Raw genomic sequence first — 21,955 nt, 5'->3', positions numbered from 1 at the left:
AAATGTGAAAGGCCGCGCTCCGGGAGGAGGGGGAGGAGCGCGGCCTTTCGAAAACCAGCGGCGGCTTCGTCGTATCGACGGTGCCACCGCTGACTTCCAGTCAGTTTATGGGTCGGTATTCGCTCAGAACGAATAGGTGACCGAGGCCAGCGCATTGCGGCCGGCGATCGCGCGGCCATAGAAGAAGCCGTCCACGATCGTCTGCGTCTGTCCCTGACGCGGATTGCCTTCGGTGAAGCCCTTCGCGTTGGTCAGGTTGTCCACGCTGACGTTGACGTTGATCTGCTTGGTCACGTTCACCGTCGCGCCGATCGAGAAGACGCTGTAGCTCGGCAGAGCCACGCCGTTACCCGAGTCCGCGAAGATCTTGCCGATGTACTTCCAGCGACCGTAAACCTCGCCCAGCCCGTGCGGCAGGATGAAGGCCGGCGTCACCGTCAGCAGCTTCTTGGGCGTGCGTTCGGGCGTATTGCCGTCGAACTGCGGCTGCTCCACGCCGTTGAAGCGCAAGTTGCTGAGCTTCGGATCCTGATAGACGCCCGTCGCGGTGAGGGTGAAGAACGAGACCGGCCGGATTTCCGCATCGAGCTGGATACCGTTGGTCTTGTTGTTCGCCAGCGCATTGGTCGCATTGGCCGGATCGTTGGGATCGATGAACTGGTAGGACTGGTTCTTGAAGATCGTGCGGAAGCCGACGAGCGAAGCGCTCAGCCAGTGGTTCTGGAAGCGTACGCCGCCTTCATAGAGCGTCAGGTCGGTAGGCTCATGCGTACCGCCGGTGTCGCCGCCATTGGTCTGGAAACCACGGGCACCGCGCACGTAGAGCGAGATATTGTCGGTCAGCTCATAGTTGACGCCGGCCGTGTAGGCCCAGTCGTGATAGCTGGCGCTCTCGTGGTTGTACGTGCCGTCGAACGTGCTGCCGACGTCCTGCGCAAGGCCGGGCGTGCCGGGGGCCACGGGTTCGTTGACCGCCGCAGTATTGCCGATGTTCACCGCAACGTGCTGATGCTCGTAGCGGACGCCGAAGTCGACGTGCAGCTTGTCGTTGACGGTCAGTTCGTCGTTGAAATAGGCCGAGGCCGAGCTGACCTTGTCATTGAAGATGCCCTGGCCCCAGTTGCCATAGCTGATCATGCCGTTGTTGGTCAGCTGACCGAGCACGTTCCCGTTCCCGTCCAGCGCGACCAGATCGTAGATGTGCGAATTGTTCGTCACATCGTTGATTGCGTAAGCGACGGCCGACTGGTCGTTCCGGCGGCGGACATTGTAGTACATGCCGCCGACGGTGAGCGAATTCTTGATCGTGTCGCCCTGGGTATCCCAGCGCACGCCGAAGTTGCTGCCGAAGTCCTTCGTGGACAGTGTCTGGTGGTTGAGCACCGTCTGCTGAAGCAGGCCATTGCCGTTGAGCGCATTGAGCGCCGCGGTGTTGGACGCAGGGGTAACCTGCCCGGACTGCAAGTCGCGGATGCCGAACTGCGCGGTGCCGGGGAAGGCTGCCAGACCGGCGGTCAGCAGCGAGTCGACCGGGGATGTGCCGGGCGTCAGGTAATCGACGGCAGAGGCAAGCCCCGAGGTTCCCGCGCCGCTGCCCGGGAAGATGCCGTTGAAGTCGTACTTGCCGTCCAGGTAGCGAGCATGCGCGAACAGCTTTAGTTCGTCGCTCACCGGCTTTTCGAAGTCGAGGCGATAGGTGTTCGACTGCGTGTGAATGCCGCGATCGCCCCGGAACGGACGGATCGTGTTGCCCGTTGCCGACGAGACCGGCACGCCGATGAAGCGGAAGTCTTCGCCCAGGATGTTGTCGTACTTGAGGTCCATGCCGGGGACCGAGCTGATCTTGCCCGATGCGGACACCGCGAAGGGCATGTCGGCATAGTAGGGGTCCGACTGGTCACGGCGCTGATAGCTCACGCGAACGTAGCCATCGTCGTCGAACTTCTTTTCCAGCACGGCTTTGACCTGGAAGCTGTCGTACCGGAACGGCGACTTGCGCTGGCCTTCCTGGCTCCAGAAATAGCCGCTTGCCGCGAAGGACACGCTATCGCTGATCGGTGCCGAGAAATAGCCGTCCACGCGGTAGTCGTTGTAGGTCGTGCCCGTTGCGCGGATCGACCCGGTCGGCTTGTCGTAGCTCAGCGGCTTGGAGATGAAGTTGATGGTCGCGCCCGCGCCGTTGGGCGCGAGAATGCCCGAGGTGCCGCCGGCAACCGCTTCCATGCGGTCTACCGAGAGGTCCTGCTGGAAGTAGAAGTCCGCGCCGCCGCCGCCGTAGAGGATCGGCAGGCCGTCCTGTTCGATGGTGATGAAAGTCTGCGCGCCGCCGCGCAGGCCGCGCACCGAATAGTTGTTGGAGGCGGGGCCGGCGGTGGCTTCCACGAAGATGCCCGGCACCAGTTCCAGCGTTTCGGCCATCGAGCGCGGGGCCTTGCGGACAAGGTCCGCCTGATTGGCCAGCGTCACGTTGGACGAAGAGTTGAACAGCGTGCGGCGACCGGAGGTGCTGCCGGTGACGATGATCTCGTTGAGGCTGCTGGGGCCGTTGTCGGCAGATGCCGTGGTGTCTTCGGCCTGCGGTGCGGCGCCTTGCGTCGCGGTGGTCGCTGCCGTGGGCGCGGCCTGTCCGTAAGAGGCGGTGGTCATGCCCCCTTTTGTCGCCGGGGCACTGCGCTCTGCCAGAACGGCGGTGCGGCCATCGAACGATACGAGGCGCAAGTCGCTGGCCGCGATCAGGCGGCGCAGGCCGTCCTCTACGGTAAAGCGGCCCTGAACGGCGTTGACCTTGCGGCCGTGGGTGGCGCCGCCCGAGGCCAGGACCTGGATGCCCGCCTGTTGGGAGAAGGCCAGGATGCCGGTGCCGGCCGCTTGCGCAGGAATGTTGAAATTATGCAGTTGGTCCTGTGCCAGCACGGGCGTGCTGGCCATGATGGACACGCCGGCAACGCTTGCCAACAAAGCCGATTGAACGTGGAAACGGCGGATGGATCGCATGTTGCCTCCCCTTTCTTTTTGCAGCCGAACACTTCGGCCGGTTTTTTTAGAAAGACGTTCGGCGGAACAGTTTCCGTCAGCGATGCAAAAATAATTTACGGGACAACGCGTATGACGTTGCCATCGTGGACGACACGGCCCCCGACCATCGCGGCCGAGGCCGATGCGAAGCCTTCAATGTCGTCGGTCTGGAACGATCCGACCACGCTCTTATCGGCGAAAACAGGGTCCACGACAACTTGCATCGCATGATAGCCGTTGAACTCGGCGGCGGCCTGCGCCAGCGGCACATCCTCGAACACGATCCGGCCGTCCCGCCACGCCAGTTGCCGGTCGACCGTTTCGCTTTCGAGCGCGGCAACCTTGACGCCCGCGTCGCTGATCACGGCGCTCTGCCCGGCGGTCACGAAAGCGCTGTCCGTCTCGCGGCCGGACCACACTTTCACAGTGCCCTCGGTGACCACGACTACGGTGGCACCGTTTCGGCGACGCACGCTGAAAGCCGTGCCCACGGCCTGTACGTTGACCGGGCCCGCCGTCACGGTGAACGGCCGATCCGGCATCTTGGCAACCTGAAACCATGCTTCGCCGCGCGTCAGTTGCACGTCCCGCCGGTTCGCCGTGAACGACACGCGCAGTTCGCTGGCGGAATTGATCACCGCCAGCGATCCGTCGGCCAGCGGCACGCGCCGGATTTCGCCGGTATCGGTGCCGAGCGTGGTTCCCCGGGGCCAAAAGTTGAAGGACAGGGCGCCGATCAGGGCTGCGGCGATCCCGCTTCCGCCCAGCGCCAGCAAGCGGCGGCGCGCGAACGGGAACGCGGCGCGGGCAGGGGGCGCGTCGTCATCCGCGGTTTCCTCGGCGGTTTCCTCCTCTTCGGCTCCGGCGAGGACGCGGCACCGGTCGAGCATGCTCATCGCCGCCTGTGCGCGCAGCAGCGCACCGCGATGGCGCCGGTCTTCGGCAAGCCAAGCGTCAAGCTGGACGCGCTCGGCGGGAAGGATGCCGCGATCGAGCCCGGCGGCCCATTGAGAGGCGATTTCTTCGATCATGGCTGCTTCCGTGTCGCACGCATGGATGCTGCTGATTTCGGGGTCGATCTGGAACGGGCGGGCAAGTCGCCACGCTCGTCATCGGTCATCTGGTTGAGAATGCGGCGCAGCCCGCGCGCCACTTCGTTTTCGACCACGTTCTCCGTAAGGCCGAGGCGGGATGCGATCTCGCGCTGGGAAACGCCTTCGATCTTGCGAAGCCGAAAGACCTGCCGCGCCCGTTCCGGCAGGGCATCGATCAGACGCTCCACGCGTTGCAACGCGCTGCGCCCTGCGGCGATCCGCTCCGGCGAGAACTCGTCGAGTGCGTGCTCCATCTCGACCAGACCGCTCGCCGCCTCGATCCGCACGACGCGATCCCGGCGCACTTGTTCCAATACGATATTGCGGGCGGTCCGAAAGAAATAGCGGCGCGGATCGTCGATATGCTCGAACCGATCAAGCTCGGAAATGCGGCAATAGGCTTCCTGCACGACGTCATCGACATCTATCGCCGGAAAGGCCGAGCGCAGCCATTTGCGCAACTGCCTTTCATGTGGAAGCACATGACGACCCACCCATCCGACCAGATGGAGCAGCCGTTCCTCTCCGTTGCCCGTCATCGTGACAATTCCAACGCTGTAACACGAATTTTCGTAGCACGATCGATGCGATCGGGCGGGGGTACGAGAATTCGGTCGGCCGGAGCGGCAGGAGTCGCACCCGGCACGGGCGTCCGTATAAGGCCGTTATTTCCACGCGCAACTGCGGGTGCAGGCCGGGCGCGGCGATTTTACCGCATATAGGCCTTGATGATGGAAACCAGTTCCTCGGCCGCAATCGTGCGCGGGTCGTTACCCGGCAGGGCGGGGTCCACCATATGCTCGCGAATATGATCCTCGATCACTTCGGCGATGAACCCTTCCAGCGCGCCGCGGCACGCGGTGGCCTGCTGCAATACGCGGGCGCATTCGACATCGGCATCGACCGCGCGCTCCAGCGCATCGATCTGCCCGCGCAATCGTTTCAGGCGATTGAGCAGTTTCTGCTTTTCTGCGGCAACGTGCGTCATGAGGGCCTTTTGGGGGTTGATACCATACCCCCCTAGAGTATAAGCGCAGCAGTGTCGAGTTGGCAGCAATTCGGCCATGCGCCCTCTTATCGTCCCTCGCAGCCGGCAGGTTCGTTTTCATGCCCCCCAATAGCAGCACAGAGACCAGCGAAAGCGACAGTCGCGGCGCAAGCCCGATCAACGCTTTTTGTCATGGGCTTCGTCTCGGACGGGCAAGGGCTTTGCGGCGGGAATAGCGCCGGGGCCTGATCCTGACGACCGGAGCGCCAAGCATTCCGGCCAAGGATTACCCCCTCATGTCCCCCACGCCTGTCGCCACACCCGGCCTTCTTTCCGCTCGTTTCTGCCCGCCGTCCGTGACCTGCCTGTCACATTCACAGGCTAGGCGCACGGGTAGGGAGGTAATCGTGGGCTCTTCACCGTTTTATCCGCTGGCGACCTCGCTTCAGAGCGGCGCTATACCGGCCTTCGGCTATGAGCGTAGTCCGCGCTTTGTCCGTGTCGTAGGAGTGCGTACGCATGCCGACTTCTGACGCTCTTTCGGGCAGGATCGGCCAAGCCATGGGCCCCATTCGCGCGCTGCCCGCCTTCTCGCGGATGCTGCGCCTGACACGCCCCAGCCGCGAGGATGCGCTGGCGTTCGCCATTCTGGCCGCGCTGGCACTGCTGGTGTTTCGCGGGGCGGAAGGGGCGGTTCAGCCGCTCTCGTCGCTGCATCTCGAACCCGTTACGCTCGATCCCTGGCAATTGCCTTATTACGCGCTGCGCACGGTGCTGCGCATGTTCGCGGCATTGTTTGCATCGACGCTGTTTACACTGGTGGTGGCGACTTTGGCTGCGCGCAGTCGCGCCGCCGGGAAGATCATCGTGCCCGCGCTCGACATCCTGCAATCGGTGCCGATTCTGGGCTTCCTGACCTTTACCGTCACCTTTTTCATGAACCTGTTCCCTGGCAATGTGCTGGGCGTCGAACTGGCCAGCGTGTTCGCGATCTTCACCTCGCAGGCCTGGAACATGGCGTTCAGTTTCTACCAGTCGCTGCGCAGCCTGCCCGGCGATCTGGAGGAGGCGTGCCAGGGGTTCGCCCTTTCGCCGGTGCGCCGTTTCCTGCGGCTGGATCTGCCCTACGCGACGCCCGCGCTGGTGTGGAACGCGATGATGTCGATGTCCGGAGGCTGGTTCTTCGTCGTCGCTTCCGAGGCGATCACGGTGGGCAATACCACCGTGACCTTGCCGGGGATCGGTTCCTATCTGGCCATGGCGATCGCGCACGAGAATTTCCACGCGGTGGGATGGGCGGTGGGCATGATGGCGGTGGTTATCGTCGCGTACGACCAGTTGTTCTTCCGCCCCATCGTGGCCTGGGCCGACCGGTTCCGTTTCGAACAGACCGCAGGCGGCGAGCGCCCCGCCAGCTGGGTCTACGACCTGCTGCGCCGTACGCGACTGCTGCCGGTGCTGTTCCGCCCGTTCGGTGCAGTCGGCACGCTACTGCTGGCGCTGGAGCCGCGCCATCGCCCGGCTCGCTCACGCAAAACCCGTGCCCCCAACCCCCGGGGCGAGCGTATTCGGCAAGTCGCCATCTGGGCGGCCGTGCTGGCTGCCGCCGCGTGGACGGCGCATTATATTCTGGCCTCGCTCGGCCTTCTGGAGATCGGCACCGCGCTGGGGCTGGCGATGCTGACGATGATCCGCGTGGTGGTGCTGATCGCGCTGGCGAGCCTGATCTGGGTGCCGCTGGGCGTGGCGATCGGCCTGCGTCCGCGTCTGGCCGAGGCGGTTCAGCCCATCGCCCAGTTCCTCGCCGCGTTCCCGGCCAATGTGCTGTTTCCCTTTGCGGTGATCGCCATCGTCCACTGGCACCTCACGCCAGACATATGGCTCTCGCCGCTGATGATTCTGGGCACCCAGTGGTACATCCTGTTCAACGTCATCGCCGGCGCCAGCGCCATTCCCAACGACTTGCGCGAAGTGGCCGGCATGTTCGGCCTCAAGGGCTGGCAATGGTGGCGGCAGGTCGCACTGCCCGGGATCTTCCCTTATTACATCACCGGTGCGCTCACCGCTTCGGGCGGATCGTGGAACGCCTCGATCGTGGCGGAAGCCGTCAGTTGGGGCGATCGCCATCTGGAGGCGCACGGCCTTGGCGCCTATATCGCCAGTGCCACCACGAGCGGCAATTACCCGCAGGTCGCGCTCGGGATCGGGGTGATGAGTCTCTTCGTCCTCGGCTTCAACCGTCTGGTCTGGCGCCCGCTCTACGCCTTTGGCGAGCGCCGCCTGAGCCTGTCCTGATCTTTTTGTCGAAAGCACTGCCATGGCAACCACCGCATCCCATAGCGTTCTGCCGCTGATCGAGGTCAAAGGGCTCAACCACTATTACGGGCCTCCTCCCGGCGGGCATCTGGTGCTGGAAGATGTGAATCTCACGCTCAACCAGAACGAGGTTGTCGGGCTGCTGGGCCGCTCGGGCTCAGGCAAGTCCACCTTGCTGCGCTCCATCGCCGGCCTGATCCATCCGCGCGAAGGCACGGTGGAGCGCGTGGCGAGCGAGGATTGCCCCGATCCGTCGGTATCGATGGTGTTCCAGACGTTCGCCCTGTTCCCGTGGCTGACAGTGCAGCAGAACGTCGAACTCGGGCTGGAGGCGCAGAAGGTGCCGGCGCCCGAACGCCGCGCCCGTGCCCTTGCCGCCATCGATCTTATCGGTCTGGACGGCTTCGAAAGCGCCTATCCCAAGGAGCTGTCGGGCGGCATGCGGCAACGTGTCGGCCTCGCCCGCGCGCTGGTGGTGAACCCCTCGCTGCTGCTGATGGACGAACCCTTTTCCGCGCTCGACGTGCTGACCGCCGAAACGCTGCGCACCGATCTGCTCGATCTGTGGTCGGAAGGGCGGATGCCGATCAAGTCCATCCTGATCGTCACGCACAACATCGAGGAAGCGGTGCAGATGTGCGACCGCATTCTGGTGTTCTCCTCCAATCCGGGACGGGTCGTGGCCGAGATCAAGGTCGATATTCCCCGCCCGCGCGATCGGCTCGATCCGCCATTCCGCGCGCTGGTGGACGAGATCTATGCCCGCATGATGGCGCGGCCCGTACCGTCGCAGCACGCACCCAATGGCGTGCAGCCGGGCACCGGCATTGCCATGGTGCTGCCCCATGTCTCCACAAACACGCTGGCGGGCCTGATCGAAGAAGTCGACGGCACGCCCTTCAACGGCCGGGCGAGCATGGCGGAACTGGCCGATTCCCTGCAATTGGAAGTGGACGAGCTGTTTCCCATGGCAGAAACGCTGCAATTGCTGCGCTTTGCCGAACTGCGCGGGGCGGAACTCGTGCTCACGCCGGCGGCCCGCCGCTATGCGCAGGCGGAAGTGGATGCGCGCAAGGGCATGTTCGGCGATGCCTTGCTGGCCCATGTCCCGCTTGCCCAGCACATCCGCCGCGTTCTGGACGAACGTGCAAGCCACCGCGCCCCCGCCCGGCGCTTCCGCGATGAGCTGGAGGACCACATGAGCGAGGATTTCGCCGAGGAAACGCTTTCGACGGTCACCAACTGGGGCCGGTACGCCGAAATCTTCACCTATCATGAAGACGACGACCAATTCAGTCTGGACGATCCCCAGTAAGCTGCAGCCGGTATCGGGCCTTCCGCCCGTAACCCGCACCGGCTTGTTCCCATTCCGAAACTGACATTGTGGCTTCCCCGCCAACGGCGCGGTGCGCGCTTGTCAGTGCGGGGAAGCCGTTGACGGACAGATGCCGGCGATGGGCTTCTCACGCGGGCCCACGGCGCCAACGCCTTGTCGGTGCTCGAAAAGTGCGTCTTTCCATAAGTGCTCGCGGGTAAACCCGTCACCCCAGGCAATGCCTTTCACAGGCCGCTCATGCTGTGGAATTCGGATGCCGCACCGTGCCGCAACCGCCACATGGGCACAAACTCTGCCAGAACTCGGGACTCTCCTGCCGGACGAGTACGATACCTGGCTGCAAGGCAGCTTCGAAGACCTGATGGCCTTCCAAGAAAGGAAGTTCCCGGATGAATTGATTGAGATGGTGCGCACGGACGAACTGTGGTCGGCCAGGAAGGCGCCGGCATCGCCAGCAAACACGTTGCTCTGAGGAACAGGCAAAGTCGCGCGCCACCGTGGGACTCAGTCTGATATTCTGGCGCGGGCAACAGCATTGCCACGGTGCATTGTCGCTCCCCGCGCCACTTTCGCGATGACTAAGCCAGTGGCTTGATCGGCCCTTCGGGGATCTCAAGCAATCGCGCGACGCCGCTCTTGTGAGCAATCTCGACGATTTCCGCCTCCCACTTCATGAACCAGGCGGCCTTTTCCTCCTCGAGTTCGTAGCCGTCATAGATGCGCTCCATTCCCACTTTGAGGTGGTTCAGCATCGCTTCGGCAGTCTCGTAATCGACCTTGAGGCGCTTGGTATTGCTGCGGGCAGTGCGCCTGAAATCGTGCGGCACGAAATGATCGATTTCGCGTCCCGCAATCTGAGCCATCAAAGCAAGCGCGCGCTTCTTTGCAGGATACCAGCCGTTCGTGCGGGGGGCCGAGATGCGGGGAGAGGGGAATACCCATTCCCCTTCCGACGAGATCAGATGGCGGCCCCACGGGCCCAACTGGATCGAATGCGGAGCACTGTTCTTCGATCGGGCGGCGGGGATCGTCCATACGCCGTTCTCGATCTCGTCCGATCGCGCGCGGATAACCTCCGAGAATCGGGCGGCGGTCAGAAGCCAGAGCAGCATGCCTCGCCGAAAATCGCGTTCCTCCTCCTTTGCTACCGCTTCCAGGAACCACCCGATTTCCTCGAGGCTGAGCTTTCTGCTCCGGGGTGTTTCAGGAAAACGCAGATCGGCGAGCCGGCGCGAAGGATCGACCTCAAGGCCGATGATAAGCCCGCGCAGGCTGGCGGCCCAACCGAAGAACACCTTGAGTTCGGCCGCCAGCCGGTTAGCCCGGACCTTGGCGGTACGGCCTTTCGCCAGCACCAGATTGATCAGATCCCTTTCCGTGACGGCATAGATCGACTTCTTTGCGAGCCGGGGCGCGATGTCGCAGCGATAAATATAGAGCTTGTCCTGGATCGTACGTGGCTTGTTTTTGCGCTTTGACCGGGAGCCGCGACCTTCGCGGGTGGCTTCCATGTAAAGTTCGTGCGCGCGGGCGACGGTCATTGAATCGCGCGTATCAGCGAGTCGTCTCGCTTCGCGGGGATCGATCCCGGCCTCGACCTCATCATTGAGCCCCTTGGCCCAATTGCGGGCATCGGCGATGGTATGGGCAGGGTAAGTGCCGAGGCGCATCCGGACGAGCTCTCCGTCTCCCGAGATGCGGCGCGCGTAACGCCACACCTTCTTGCCGCTCGGCAGCACTTCGAGGCTCAAACCCGGATACAAAGGGTCCCTTATTGAACCCTTGTTCAGCGTGTCGAGCGATGCAGGTGAAAAGGCGATTTTCCGTGTCATTTACCGACTCCGTGGCCGGCCCCGAATCGCAAAAAATCATGATACAAATCGTGATACAAATGCCGTCTAAACCGGTCCTGCCGAGGCAAACCGGGTCTAGCTGGTGGGCAAGGGCCCTTCACGATTTTTAGTAAGATGATCAATGAGATCTGGCCGAATCATGAGGATTCGGCTGGCTGGGGCGGCAGGATTCGAACCTGCGAATGCCGGTACCAAAAACCGGTGCCTTACCACTTGGCGACGCCCCAGCAGGGAATGCGCGCTTAGCGGCTAATGTCGGTGCTGAAAAGGGCTTTTGGGAGAAGTTTTCCGCAGGCTCGTGCACGAAGGCGTGCAAGCGCGGGGAGTAGTGGCGCTTCCCCGCGCTTGCTGCCCTTTTACTTGGCCAGCACCGCGTCGATATCGGCGGCCGAGTGCCGTTCGCGGACGAAGCCGTCGCCGTTGCGGTTGACGATGCGGCCGCGCTGGATGCCTTGGCGGGCGGCGAGATCCTCGCCCCAGCGAACGAGATTCGCATAGCTCGGCACGTCGAGGAAAGTTGCCGCGTCGCCATAGGCGTCGCCCCGCAAGAAGCCGCCGAACCAGCCGTAGCAGGCGATGTCTGCGATCGTGTAGTCGTCACCCGCCAGATAGCGGGTCTCGGCGAGGCGCTTGTCGGCGACGTCGAGGATGCGCTTGGTTTCCATCGCGTAGCGGTTGATCGGGTATTCGTACTTCTCCGGCGCGTAGGCGTAGAAGTGGCCGAAACCGCCGCCGATCATCGGCGCTGTGCCCATCTGCCACATGAGCCAGGACATGCATTCGGCGCGCGCGGGCTGGCTGCAGGGCAGGAATTTGCCGAACTTTTCGGCAAGGTGGAACAGGATCGAGCCGGATTCGAAGACGCGGACAGGCTCATTGCCGGAGCAATCGAGCAGGGCGGGGATCTTCGAATTGGGATTGATCGCAACGAAGTCTGACCCGAACTGGTCGCCATTGCCGATGTCGATCAGCCATGCATCGTACTCGGCCTCGGCCACGCCGGCGGCTAGCAGCTCTTCCAGCATGATCGTCACCTTCTGCCCATTCGGCGTGCCGAGCGAGTAGAGCTGCAACGGATGCTGGCCGCGCGGCAGTGTCTGCTCGTGCGTGGCGCCGGACACCGGGCGGTTGGTCTTGGCCCATTCGCCGCCGTTCTCCTTGTCCCAGGTCCAGACTTTCGGCGGTTCGTAGGTGGTTTTGAGCATGGAGGAACTCCGTGAGTGTCGTTCCCGGTCAGGTAGGGTCGGCGATGGCCCGCTACAACCCTTCGACCGGTCTTCGCCGGGCGCTCAGGTAATTGAAATAAGATAAATAAATCAAATTCGTAATCCGAAAGTATGAGGAACTTGCCTATGGGTCAGGCGTTGACAGGCAATGCTCAGGTTGGGCAAGCAGGTCAGGCATGATTCAATCGATTGAAAATGAGCTCTCCGGCCGTTCCGGGGAGACCAGCCGCCAGTCGCGTCGCCGCAACAAGGGGTTCGAAGAAACCCACCTCGTACTGATCGAGACCGCAGTGAAACTGGTTTCGGCAAAGGGAATGGAAGCACTTTCACTTTCGGAAGTCGCGCGTGAGGCCGGTGTGAACCGGACCACCATCTATTATCACTTCGCGGACCGCGAGGCGTTGATTGATGCCATACGCAAATGGTCGGCGCAGCAACTTACCGCGGTGCTCTCGTCCACGGACACGGCCGAGCACCGGGGGCGCAGCGTAATCCGCTATGTGCTGGAGAATCCGGAAGTCGTGGCGCTGTGGACGGAGGATTTCCTGTCCCCGGGCCGGATCTCGGACCGCTATGCGATGTTCGATGGCCTGGCCGAGGAATTGCGCGTCCATTTCGAGACCGAGCCCATGGCCGAGGGCTTGGATGCCGAGGTCTTCGCCACGTTCATGCTGACGTGGGTACTGGCAGGCGCGCGCGTCTATCGGAACAGCGTTCAGCCCGAATCTTCGCTTGATGAGGCGGTTGAGCGGCTGACAGGCACGCATATGGCGATCCTGCGCCTATGCGGTCTTGTAAAGGCCTGAATGCCAGCAATTGCTGGCCCGTGATTTTCAAACGATCGCTTACGGAAACAGGCAGGGGCGTTACCCCTGCCTGCATGCGTTTACTTGCAGTCGATCTTGCGGATCCAGCTATGGGTATCCGCAGCTTCGCCGCGCTGGATCGAAACCAACCGGTTCTTGAGCTTGGAGGTCACCTGACCTGGGCCGCCCGAGCCGATGATGAAATCGCCATCGCGGCCCGAAACCTTGCCGACCGGAGTCACGACCGCCGCAGTGCCGCAGGCGAAGGTTTCGATCAGCTTGCCGGAGGCAGCGTCGGCGCGCCATTCTTCGAGGCTGTAACGGCCTTCCTCGACCTTGAGACCTTCCTCGCGCGCCAGTTGCAGCAGGCTGTCGCGGGTAATGCCGGGCAGGATCGTGCCGGTGAGGGCAGGGGTGAGCAGGGTGCCATCCGCGAACACGAAGTAGAGGTTCATGCCGCCCAGTTCCTCGATCCACTTGTGCTCGGCGGCATCGAGGAAGACGACCTGGTCATGGCCGCGGGCGATGGCTTCGGCCTGCGGCACGAGGCTGGCGGCGTAGTTGCCGCCGCACTTGGCCGCACCGGTGCCGCCGGGGGCAGCGCGGGTATAGTCCGAAACCCAGATCGAGACGGCCGGGGCGCCCGACTTGAAGTAATTGCCCGCCGGGCTGGCGATGACGATGAACTTGTACTGCTTGGCCGGACGCACGCCGAGGAAGGCCTCGGTGGCGATCATGAAGGGGCGCAGATAGAGCGAGGCGCCTTCGGCACCCGGGATCCATGCGCTGTCTGCCTGGACGAGCCGCTCGATCGCCTCGATGAACAGCTCTTCGGGCACTTCGGGCATCGCGAGGCGCTGGGCCGAGGTGTTGAAGCGCGCGGCATTGGCCGCCGGGCGGAACAGCGCGACGGCGCCATCGGCCTGCTTGTACGCCTTGAGGCCTTCGAAGATCTCCTGCGCGTAGTGCAGCACGGCCGCGGCAGGATCGAGCGCGAGCGGCTGGCGGGGGCCTACCACTGCGTCATGCCAGCCCTTGCCCTCGGTCCACTCTACAGTGACCATATGGTCCGAGAAGTGCATGCCGAAACCGGGATTCGCAAGGATCGCCTCGCGCGTTTCGGCGCTGGTCGGCGCGGGGTGGGGCAGAGTGCTGAAAGTCAGGCCGGCATCGGCGAGCGTCGCCATCGAACGAAATCCTCTAGACTGCGATTGCCCGCGCTCTCTGAACGAAAATTACACGCAGCGCAACCATATAGTAATTTTGATACGCGGTGTTGTTGCTTTAGCGCGAATTGAGGGCGGAAAGCCGGTAGACTCGCACAGGAAGCCAGAGCGTGAATGCTCCTAGCGCCTGCTCGCGCGAAAGGGCCAGTGCGAAATGCGCCGGGCGGCTTGCTTCGGGTGATGTTGAGGAGTGCGGCGCGTTCTGGGGCTCAGCGATGTGCAAAGCCGGGAATGCGCCCAAATGAGAAGGGCCGCCCCGGAAATCCGGTGCGGCCCTTCGCATGGTCAGCGGCCGGGAAGTGCCGCCAGCGAAAGCCTTTATCGCTAATTCAACTCAGCGATAATGCCTCGCGACGGAAATTGCCGACCTCTCTGCTGAACCATGAGACATCGGATCACCTCCTTTCGCGCTGTTGAGCCAAAGTACGCCGTGTTACCGGCTGGGGCTTCGGTCCATCCCGGGCGCGTTTCCCAGGGTCCCTCGGCCCTGTTCAAATGTGTGTCTGATTCCGCAGCGCACAACAAGACTTGTATTCGTTTTTTTTGGGATCATTATCGGTGCTTCGGGCTAGTTTTCCCCAGCCTTCGATCCGCTCCGGAACGCGATTGTTGGGGCGCTGGGTTGCGGCCTGAAAGCGCCCGATTTTCGCTCCGGACAGGCTCTTCAGGCGCCCTGAAAGGCGCCTCGCGAGTCCCGTTCAAAAGTGCACGTTTAGAGAGCGTTCAGCGCCATTCTCAGCGGCAGTCTTCGACCACGCGGGAGACTTCGGTCCAGCTCGGTATATAGAGCGTGGCAGTGCCCGCCGTTTCGATGGCGAAGCGGCCCTTGCTGAAGGCCATGGCATCGAGCAGCGCATCGCGCGCCGGCACGTCCACTGCCAGGCCCCCGGCCACGGGCGAGGCGGTTAGGGCGCGCGCAACATCGGATGTGCGCACGGTGAGGGAACCGGGCGCGGATGCAGCATTTCCTGCGCGGATCAGCGTGACCGTTCCCGCTGGCCTATTGCAGCGCATCGTGAAGAGCCCGCCCGCGAACGTGGCGGTGCCGGGTGCGGTCATGCTCCAGTCGCCCGGGGTCTGCGGGGCATCGCGCCAGTCGGCGGGTGGTGCGGCGGGCCGCGTGACGGGAGCCGGCGCAGGGCGCGGCGCGGGCGCGGGTGGCTGGGGCGCGGACACGCAGGCCGCGAGCAGCGCCAGCGCGGTCAGCGGGGCGCTTGCGACAAGTTTGCGGGGGAACGACGGGACGGCTGCAAGCCGGCGCGGATTTGCCTTCATGCCCCCGGTATGGAATGAGGCGCGCTCCTTCTCAAGTGCACAAAGCCAATGATCGACCCGTCCGAGCCCCGACATATCGAAAACAAGCCCGCCGACAGCAAGCGCCCGGCGAAGGCGCGCGTCGACCAGATGCTGGTCGATCGCGGCCTTGCCGAAAGCCGCACGCGGGCGCAGGCGCTGGTGCTGGCGGGCCTTGTGTTTTCCGGCGAGACCAAGATCGCCAAGCCGGGGCAGAGCCTCAAGAGCGACGCACCGCTGGAGGTGCGTGGGCGGGATCATCCCTGGGTCTCGCGCGGCGGGATCAAGCTGGCGCATGCCATCGAGCACTTCGATCTCGATCCCACGGGCGTCATCGCCATGGATGTCGGCAGTTCGACCGGCGGCTTTACCGACGTGCTGCTGACCAAGGGCGCGGAGCATGTCTTCGCGGTGGATTCGGGCACCAACCAGCTGGCTTGGAAGCTGCGGCAGGATCCCCGCGTGACCGTGCTGGAGCAGACCAGCGCGCGGATCCTGACGCCTGAGCAGATCGATCGTCCGTGCAATTGGGTGGTCTGCGACGCCAGCTTCATCTCGCTGGCCAAAGTGCTGGAAGTGCCGCTGCGCCTTGCTGCGTCGCAGTGCCGCGTGGTCGCGCTCATCAAGCCGCAGTTCGAAGTGGGCCGCAGCGAAGTGGGCAAGGGCGGCGTCGTGCGCGATCCCGCGCTGCATGAGCGGGTCTGCGGCGAAGTGCGGGACTGGCTGGAAAGCGATGGCTGGACGATCCAGGGCATCGTCGAAAGCCCGATCAAGGGCCCGGAAGGAAACGTGGAATTTCTGGTTTCCGCATCGCGCGGTTGAGCATGGCGGGCGGCGGATCGATGGACCGGCCGACTTTTGCGCTCCACGCGCATTGCGTGTTTGCCCGAGTCGTACCACAAACCGCCGCACTTGATGGTTTTTCCTGATTCGGGGGTTTGCCAGGAAATGAACCCAATTGCCTCACCGGCCCAGTTGCGTGCCAGCCTCTTGCGCTGGTCGCTGGTGCTCGTGCCGTTGATCGTGTTGCTGGGCTTTCTTTCAGGCAAGATCGCGGACAGCGGGCCGGGCAATGCCTGGTTCGACGCGCTTGCCAAGCCCGGGATCTATCCGCCGCCGATAACGTTCGCGATCGTCTGGACCGCGCTCTACGCCCTGATGGGGCTGGCGCTGGCGATGGTCTGCGCCGCGCGAGGCGCACGGGGGCGCGCGGCGGCGGTCGTGGCCTTTGTCGTGCAATTGGCGCTCAATCTCGCTTGGAGCCCGATCTTTTTCGCACTCCACCAGATGACCGTCGGGCTCGTCGTGCTAGGGTTGATGATCGCGGCGGTGATCGTGACGATGCTGTTCTTTGCCCGCGTGCGCCCGGTGGCGGCACTGCTGCTGGTGCCGTATCTCGCGTGGATCTGCTTCGCCAGTTACCTCAACTTCGCTTTCCTCCAGCTCAATCGCGACATGGACGGCGTTGAAGGCCCGCGCGCGGTGGAGCGTTTCGAAATCTGACGGACTGCCTCTTGCGCAGTTTGCCGCAAGCGACCAAATAGCCCCCATGCAAAGCGAAAACCCCTTCGTCGCCGATTTCGTCAAGATGATGAACAGCGCCGCCGGCACGCTCGCCGGCGTCGGCCGCGAAGCGCGCGACAATGCGCGCGAGCGCTTCCGGGAGTTCATGGGCGACATGGACTTCGTCAGCCGCGAGGAATTCGAGGCCGTGAAGGAACTGGCCGCCACCGCGCGTGGCGAGATCGAGGACCTCAAGGCCCGCATCGCCAAGCTCGAAGGCAAGTCGGGCGAGTGATCGCCCGCCGGGGGAGCGTCCTGTGAGGGTGCCTCCTTCCACCTTGTTTCGCGTTTCCTGAAGCTCCACAAGCCGCAGCCATGCAGTTGCGCGCTTCCGCTATCGTCTGTGCGACGCGGCCTCATGGTGAGACCGCCGTCATCGCCCGGCTGCTCACCGAAGAGGCCGGGATCGTTGCCGCCTATGTCGCCGGAGGGCGCGGGCGGCAGCTTCGCCCGGTGCTGATCCCCGGCAATGTAGTGGAAATCGACTTGCGGTCGCGCAGCGAGGACCAGCTTCCTTTCGCGCGCGTCGAGCTGCTCGAATCTCGTGGGCCCTGGCTCAGCGAACCGCTCCCGGCCGCCGCGATTTCGTGGGTTACCGCATTGGCCGCAACTGCGCTTCCCGAGCGGCAGGCCTTTCCCGCGCTCTATCAGGCGCTCACCGCGCTGCTCGATGCGATCTGCGTCGCGCCGTCCGCGCGGGGCTGGGTCATGCCCTTGCTTTCGTTCGAAGTCCTGCTGCTGCGCGAGCTTGGCTATGGGGTTCCGGTCGGCCGCCCGAACGACGACGACTGGGGGGCGATGCTTGACGTTTTCGACCGCCTCGGGCCCGAGCTTGCGCGCTATCCGCTTGCCGAACGGCGCGGAGACGCTATGGGGGCGCGCGTCCTTCTGCGCGAGCGGCTGGGGCGAATTCACGGCTAAACGCCCAACGGAGAACGTACATGCGCATTGCGGTATTTGCAGGAGACGGGATCGGTCCCGAGGTCACCGAGCAGGCAGTGCGTGTTCTCAAGGCGCTTGAACTTCCCGGCCTCGAACTCGTCGAGGGCGATGTCGGCGGCGTCGCCTATCGCAAGCACGGCCACCCGCTGCCCGCAGAAACGCTGGAGATTGCGCGCTCGGCCGAGGCGATCCTGTTCGGCGCGGTGGGCGATTTCTCGTGCGATCACCTTGAGCGTCACCTGCGTCCCGAACAGGCCATTCTCGGCCTGCGCAAGGAACTGGGCCTCTTCGCCAACTTGCGTCCGGCGCGCGTGTTCCCGGGTCTGGAAGACCTGACCACGCTGCGCGAGGAAGTTGCGGCGAAGATCGACCTGCTGATCGTGCGCGAGCTGAACGGCGACGTGTACTTCGGCGAGAAGGGCATCCGCACGCTGGAAGACGGCCGCCGTCAGGGCTGGGACATGATGTCCTACGCCGAAGACGAAGTGCACCGCATCGCCCATGCCGGTTTCCAGGCGGCGATGACCCGTTCGAAGAAGCTGTGCTCGGTGGACAAGGCCAACGTCCTCGAAACCTCGCAGCTCTGGCGCGATGTGGTGATCGAGGTTGCCAAGGAATATCCCGAAGTCGAACTCAGCCACATGTACGTCGACAACGCGGCGATGCAGCTGGTGAAGAACCCCGGCCAGTTTGACGTGATCGTTACCGGCAACCTGTTCGGCGACATCCTTTCCGACCAGGCCTCGATGTGCGTGGGCTCGATCGGCCTGCTCGCTTCGGCCAGTCTTGCCGAAGGCTCTTATGGCCTTTATGAGCCGATCCACGGTTCGGCGCCTGACATCGCCGGCAAGGGTCTTGCCAATCCGATGGCGACGATCCTTTCGGCGGCGATGCTGCTGCGCCACTCGCTCGGTCTCGAAGCCGAGGCCGTGCGGATCGAGGCGGCAGTGGCGAAGACGCTGGCCGACGGGATCAAGGGCGGCGACCTTGGCGGCTCGGCAGGCACCCGCGAGATCGGTGATGCCGTGCTCGCGCGGCTCTGATCGCGGATAAGGTTTCTTCAGGTTTACCAAGTAAAACAGGGCGCATGAACATCACCCGTTCCGATCTTGCCGAGGCCGTAGACGTCGCCGCAGCTCAGGCTTCCAAGCCGCTTGAGCTGGCCGTCGTCCTGCCGACGTACAATGAGCGCAAGAACATCGCGACGATGATCGACCGGCTCGACAAGGCGCTCAAGGGCGTCGTGTGGGAAGCGATCTTCGTCGACGACAACAGCCCCGACGGCACCTCGGACGAGGCGCGGAATCTGGCGCTGCGCGATCCGCGCGTGCGCTGCATCCAGCGCATCGGCCGCCGCGGCCTTGCCAGTGCCGCGATCGAAGGCATGTGCTCCACGGCGGCGCCGGTGGTTGCGGTGATGGATGCGGATCACCAGCACGATCCCGAACTGCTGCCGCAGATGCTGAAGGCCGTAAGCTCGGGCGAATACGACCTGGCCTATGCCTCGCGCTTCGCAGAAGGCGCCAGCACCGAGGCCTGGGGCCGTCCGGACCGCGTAAAGGCGTCGGGCTTTGCCAACAAGATTGCCAACAAGGTCACGGGCGTCGATCTCAGCGACCCCATGAGCGGCTTCTTCATGCTCCAGACCAAGATCCTGCGGGCCGACGCGCATCGGCTTTCGGGTGTGGGCTTCAAGATTCTGCTCGATATTCTCGCCACGGTCGATGCACCGTTGCGGGTCAAGGAATTTCCCCTGAACTTCGCCGCGCGCGCGGAAGGCGAAAGCAAGCTGGACAGGACGGTCGTGTTCGAATTCCTCGTTGGTCTTTACGACAAGTGGCTCGGCCGCTTCATCCCCACCCGCTTCGCGCTGTTCGGCACGGTCGGCGGCCTGGGCGCGGTTCTGCACATGAGCGTGCTGGCACTCGTGCTGCACCTGTTCGGCGCCGAATTCGCGATGAGCCACTATCCGAAGGAAACCGCGTTCATCGTCGGCCAGACGATCGCGGCCATCGTCGCGATGACGTTCAACTTCGTGCTCAACAACGAACTGACGTATGCGGACAAGCGCCTGCGCGGGTTCGGCCCGCTGGTGCGTGGCTGGGCGCAGTTCGCGCTGACTTGCGCCTTCGGCATGGTTGCCAACATCGGCGCCTCCACCGCGCTGGTGCGCATCGGTTTCCATGACTATGCGGCGGCGATCATCGGCATCGTGCTGGCTTCGGTCTGGAACTTCGCGCTGTCGTCGAAGTTCGTCTGGGGCAAGTACTGACCATCGACTCGGCCGTTCTGCGGCCCTATCGATATAGTCATCACCATGAACGCGCGCCGCTGGTCGGCGCGCGTTTGTCGTTGTGGGTACTTGATCGACAATAAACTGGCGTTCGCCGGAAACGCTTTGATCGGTGCGAAGCTCTGGCGTCTCTCCCCGCCATCGAACCGGGTAGGGAGAATTTCATGATCTTTCACGTTTCCACCGACGCCCGCGATCCGCAGCGGGTTGCCGAAGTGCTGGCCGAACTGCTGGGCGGCGAAGCGACGCCGTTTCCGCCGGTTGCCGAGGGGAGCTGGGTCGCCCACGCGGGCGACGAACGCAACACGCTGGTCGAGGTCTATCCGCGCGGAACCCAGCTTATGGAAGCGCCGGGGAAGGGCGACTTTCTGGGCGTGCCGGGCGACGGCGGGCTCAGCGCCACGCACTTCGCCATGGCGACCAACCTCGGGCCCGCGCAAGTCTTCCTGATCGCCGCGCGCGAGGGCTGGCCTGCCAAGTACTGCAAGCGCGGCGGTGCCTTCGGCGTGATCGAGCTATGGATGGAGGGTGACCGTGTGGTCGAGGTGCTGACGCCCGAAATGCAGGCGGAATACCTTGCCACCGTCACGCTGCCCAACTGGAAGGCGGCACTGGCGCAAGGCGCAGGGGCGCAACGGGCGATGGCGTGAGCGAGGCGGACGGATAAGGGCGGGAGGTCATACTCCAGCCCTGTCCGTGCCCGTTTATCGCCAGCTCGGCAGCCACATCCAGAAGTTGTAGGTCTCTTCGGTCGGCAGCGGCAGGGCCGAGATGATCGGAAAGAACAGCACGAACATGCCCAGCGTCACCACCATCGACAGCGTGGCGAGGTGGCGCCAGCGATCCTTGCGCTGCCACAGCGCCTCCAGGGCGAAAGCCAGCGGTGCCATTAGGAAGGCTCCGGGCAGCAGGTAGTGGTAATAGAACTGCACCGGCTTGCCGTTCACCGCCCACATCATCAGCGTGGCCGCGTAAAGCGCCAGGAAGACGCCGATGTCGCCCCGGCGGCGGAACAGCGCGGCCCATAGACCCCAGAAGAACGCGACAAGCCCCGCCAGCATCGAGAACGGATTGCCAAGCATGACGATGCCGCGATGAGCGCCGTCGACGTTCTTGAACAAGTACCAGATCACCCGCCAGTCGACCGCCCACTGATACCAGAAACTGCGGTAGGGGTGGGGCTTCTTCACACTGTCCTGCAAGCGGACCATCAGCTCGTGCTGTCCGATGAAATCGAACGGGGAAAGCGTCAGGCGCGAATAGAACATCGCCGGGGTATAGGTCGCCCAATAGACCGCGATCGGCAGCAGGCCCAGCCAGAAGGCCGCCTCCACCAGCGAGACACCGGGGATCGGTCCCGCATTGCGCTTGCCGATGAACTTCCAGCCGGTTTCCTTCATGCGCAGCACAAGGAAGCACAGGCCCGGCATGATCAGCGCCGGGGCGCTGCTCCACTTGGCGCCCAGCGACAGTCCCAGCGCGATGCCGGCGGCGGCAAGGCGTCCGCGCGCGGCGCCGGTGCTCGTGGTGTTCAGCGCCGCGGCGAATTGCCACAGGCCGATCATGCAGAGCGCGGCTTCCACCATGTCCAGCATGGCGATGCGGCTCTGCACGAACCACATGAAGTTGGTCGCCAGCAGAATGATTGCAGAGATCGTCGCGACGCGCCGATGAGAGGCGTGCCAGACCAGTCGGCCGAACGCGAAGAGGCCCGCCGTGCCAAACAGCACCGGCCCCAATCGCCAGCCCAGCGGCCGATCACCGATGAAGTGGATGGAGGCGGCAATCACTTCCTTGGCGAACAGCGGATGCTCGCGATTCGTCGGAATCAGGCTGAGCATCTTCAGCGCAGCCGGGACGTAGTGAACCTCGTCGAAGTAATAGATGCTTGGCGTCGTGATCCGCCAGAGCGCGAGAGCCAGGAAAAGCCCGGTTACGGCAAGGCACCAGCCGAGCGGGTCACGATTGTTGCGGGAAGCGGTCGGCATCGGAGGCGCGGAATAA

The 21,955-nt window shown here is 63.8% G+C and carries 20 protein-coding genes and 1 tRNA gene; 11 read left to right on the top strand and 10 right to left on the bottom strand.

Going from position 1 to position 21,955, the window contains the following annotated elements:
• Positions 1–123 precede the first annotated feature (123 nt).
• The 4 genes from AC1VVK_RS04445 to AC1VVK_RS04430 all read right to left on the bottom strand — a co-directional run bounded on the left by AC1VVK_RS04445 (position 124) and on the right by AC1VVK_RS04430 (position 5,175).
• Positions 124–2,994 (bottom strand): TonB-dependent receptor, encoded by a 2,871-nt coding sequence (locus AC1VVK_RS04445; protein ID WP_482904533.1) that lies wholly within the window; start codon positions 2,992–2,994, stop codon positions 124–126.
• Between the two features lie 95 nt (positions 2,995–3,089).
• Positions 3,090–4,046 carry a FecR family protein gene (locus tag AC1VVK_RS04440; protein WP_482904532.1) on the bottom strand — a complete coding sequence of 319 codons (957 nt, stop codon included), beginning with the start codon at positions 4,044–4,046 and terminating at the stop codon, positions 3,090–3,092.
• The gene (locus AC1VVK_RS04435; protein ID WP_243652492.1) at positions 4,043–4,648 is read right to left on the bottom strand and encodes an RNA polymerase sigma factor; all 606 of its coding nucleotides are present in this window, start codon (positions 4,646–4,648) and stop codon (positions 4,043–4,045) included. Before AC1VVK_RS04435 ends, AC1VVK_RS04440 begins: the two co-directional genes overlap by 4 nt.
• 170 nt (positions 4,649–4,818) lie before the next feature.
• Entirely contained in the window at positions 4,819–5,175 is a 357-nt protein-coding gene (locus tag AC1VVK_RS04430; RefSeq protein ID WP_482904531.1) for a metal/formaldehyde-sensitive transcriptional repressor, read from the bottom strand.
• 519 nt (positions 5,176–5,694) lie between these two features.
• On the opposite strand from AC1VVK_RS04430, the gene AC1VVK_RS04425 reads away from it, so the two are divergent.
• From AC1VVK_RS04425 to AC1VVK_RS04415, 3 genes are all read left to right on the top strand, one after another.
• The gene (locus AC1VVK_RS04425) at positions 5,695–7,392 is read left to right on the top strand and encodes an ABC transporter permease (protein WP_482905114.1); all 1,698 of its coding nucleotides are present in this window, start codon (positions 5,695–5,697) and stop codon (positions 7,390–7,392) included.
• 22 nt (positions 7,393–7,414) lie between these two features.
• Positions 7,415–8,728, top strand: coding sequence for an ABC transporter ATP-binding protein (locus AC1VVK_RS04420; protein ID WP_132386422.1), 1,314 nt, complete (start codon positions 7,415–7,417; stop codon positions 8,726–8,728).
• A gap of 274 nt (positions 8,729–9,002) precedes the next feature.
• Positions 9,003–9,221: a hypothetical protein gene (locus tag AC1VVK_RS04415; protein WP_482904530.1), complete on the top strand. Its 219-nt coding sequence runs from the start codon at positions 9,003–9,005 to the stop codon at positions 9,219–9,221.
• A gap of 106 nt (positions 9,222–9,327) precedes the next feature.
• On the opposite strand, the gene AC1VVK_RS04410 is transcribed toward AC1VVK_RS04415, so the two are convergent.
• From AC1VVK_RS04410 to yghU, 3 genes are all read right to left on the bottom strand, one after another.
• Complete coding sequence (locus AC1VVK_RS04410) at positions 9,328–10,488, bottom strand: tyrosine-type recombinase/integrase (protein WP_482904529.1); 1,161 nt, start codon at positions 10,486–10,488, stop codon at positions 9,328–9,330.
• Positions 10,489–10,754: 266 nt separating this feature from the next.
• Positions 10,755–10,829 (bottom strand) — tRNA-Gln (locus tag AC1VVK_RS04405).
• 129 nt (positions 10,830–10,958) lie between these two features.
• Positions 10,959–11,807: a glutathione-dependent disulfide-bond oxidoreductase gene (gene yghU, locus AC1VVK_RS04400; RefSeq protein WP_482904528.1), complete on the bottom strand. Its 849-nt coding sequence runs from the start codon at positions 11,805–11,807 to the stop codon at positions 10,959–10,961.
• A 197-nt stretch (positions 11,808–12,004) separates the two neighbouring features.
• Between yghU and AC1VVK_RS04395 the strand changes: the two genes are divergently transcribed.
• Positions 12,005–12,634, top strand: coding sequence for a TetR/AcrR family transcriptional regulator (locus AC1VVK_RS04395; RefSeq protein ID WP_482904527.1), 630 nt, complete (start codon positions 12,005–12,007; stop codon positions 12,632–12,634).
• A gap of 80 nt (positions 12,635–12,714) precedes the next feature.
• Here AC1VVK_RS04395 and AC1VVK_RS04390 read toward each other — a convergent pair whose 3' ends face one another.
• Positions 12,715–13,821, bottom strand: a complete 1,107-nt coding sequence (locus AC1VVK_RS04390; protein WP_482904526.1) for a branched-chain amino acid aminotransferase — start codon at positions 13,819–13,821, stop codon at positions 12,715–12,717.
• A gap of 774 nt (positions 13,822–14,595) precedes the next feature.
• On the bottom strand, positions 14,596–15,135 hold the full coding sequence (locus AC1VVK_RS04385) for a hypothetical protein (protein WP_482904525.1): 540 nt from the start codon (positions 15,133–15,135) through the stop codon (positions 14,596–14,598).
• Positions 15,136–15,183: 48 nt separating this feature from the next.
• On the opposite strand from AC1VVK_RS04385, the gene AC1VVK_RS04380 reads away from it, so the two are divergent.
• The 7 genes from AC1VVK_RS04380 (at position 15,184) to AC1VVK_RS04350 (ending at position 20,601) form a co-directional block, all read left to right on the top strand.
• Positions 15,184–15,975: a TlyA family RNA methyltransferase gene (locus AC1VVK_RS04380; protein WP_482904524.1), complete on the top strand. Its 792-nt coding sequence runs from the start codon at positions 15,184–15,186 to the stop codon at positions 15,973–15,975.
• A gap of 126 nt (positions 15,976–16,101) precedes the next feature.
• Positions 16,102–16,656, top strand: a complete 555-nt coding sequence (locus AC1VVK_RS04375; protein ID WP_482904523.1) for a TspO/MBR family protein — start codon at positions 16,102–16,104, stop codon at positions 16,654–16,656.
• 46 nt (positions 16,657–16,702) lie between these two features.
• Positions 16,703–16,951, top strand: a complete 249-nt coding sequence (locus AC1VVK_RS04370; protein ID WP_132391885.1) for an accessory factor UbiK family protein — start codon at positions 16,703–16,705, stop codon at positions 16,949–16,951.
• 80 nt (positions 16,952–17,031) lie between these two features.
• On the top strand, positions 17,032–17,637 hold the full coding sequence (gene recO / locus AC1VVK_RS04365; RefSeq protein ID WP_482904522.1) for a DNA repair protein RecO: 606 nt from the start codon (positions 17,032–17,034) through the stop codon (positions 17,635–17,637).
• Between the two features lie 20 nt (positions 17,638–17,657).
• Entirely contained in the window at positions 17,658–18,701 is a 1,044-nt protein-coding gene (gene leuB, locus AC1VVK_RS04360; RefSeq protein ID WP_482904521.1) for a 3-isopropylmalate dehydrogenase, read from the top strand.
• A 44-nt stretch (positions 18,702–18,745) separates the two neighbouring features.
• Positions 18,746–19,930, top strand: a complete 1,185-nt coding sequence (locus AC1VVK_RS04355; RefSeq protein ID WP_482904520.1) for a glycosyltransferase — start codon at positions 18,746–18,748, stop codon at positions 19,928–19,930.
• Between the two features lie 185 nt (positions 19,931–20,115).
• Entirely contained in the window at positions 20,116–20,601 is a 486-nt protein-coding gene (locus tag AC1VVK_RS04350) for a hypothetical protein (RefSeq protein WP_482904519.1), read from the top strand.
• Between the two features lie 54 nt (positions 20,602–20,655).
• On the opposite strand, the gene AC1VVK_RS04345 is transcribed toward AC1VVK_RS04350, so the two are convergent.
• Positions 20,656–21,939 carry a phospholipid carrier-dependent glycosyltransferase gene (locus AC1VVK_RS04345; protein ID WP_482904518.1) on the bottom strand — a complete coding sequence of 428 codons (1,284 nt, stop codon included), beginning with the start codon at positions 21,937–21,939 and terminating at the stop codon, positions 20,656–20,658.
• Positions 21,940–21,955 lie beyond the last annotated feature (16 nt).

Source organism: Novosphingobium sp. BL-S-32 (assembly GCF_056857055.1).
The sequence above is the reverse complement of the archived record's forward strand: the minus strand, read 5'-3'. Positions and strand labels throughout refer to the sequence as shown.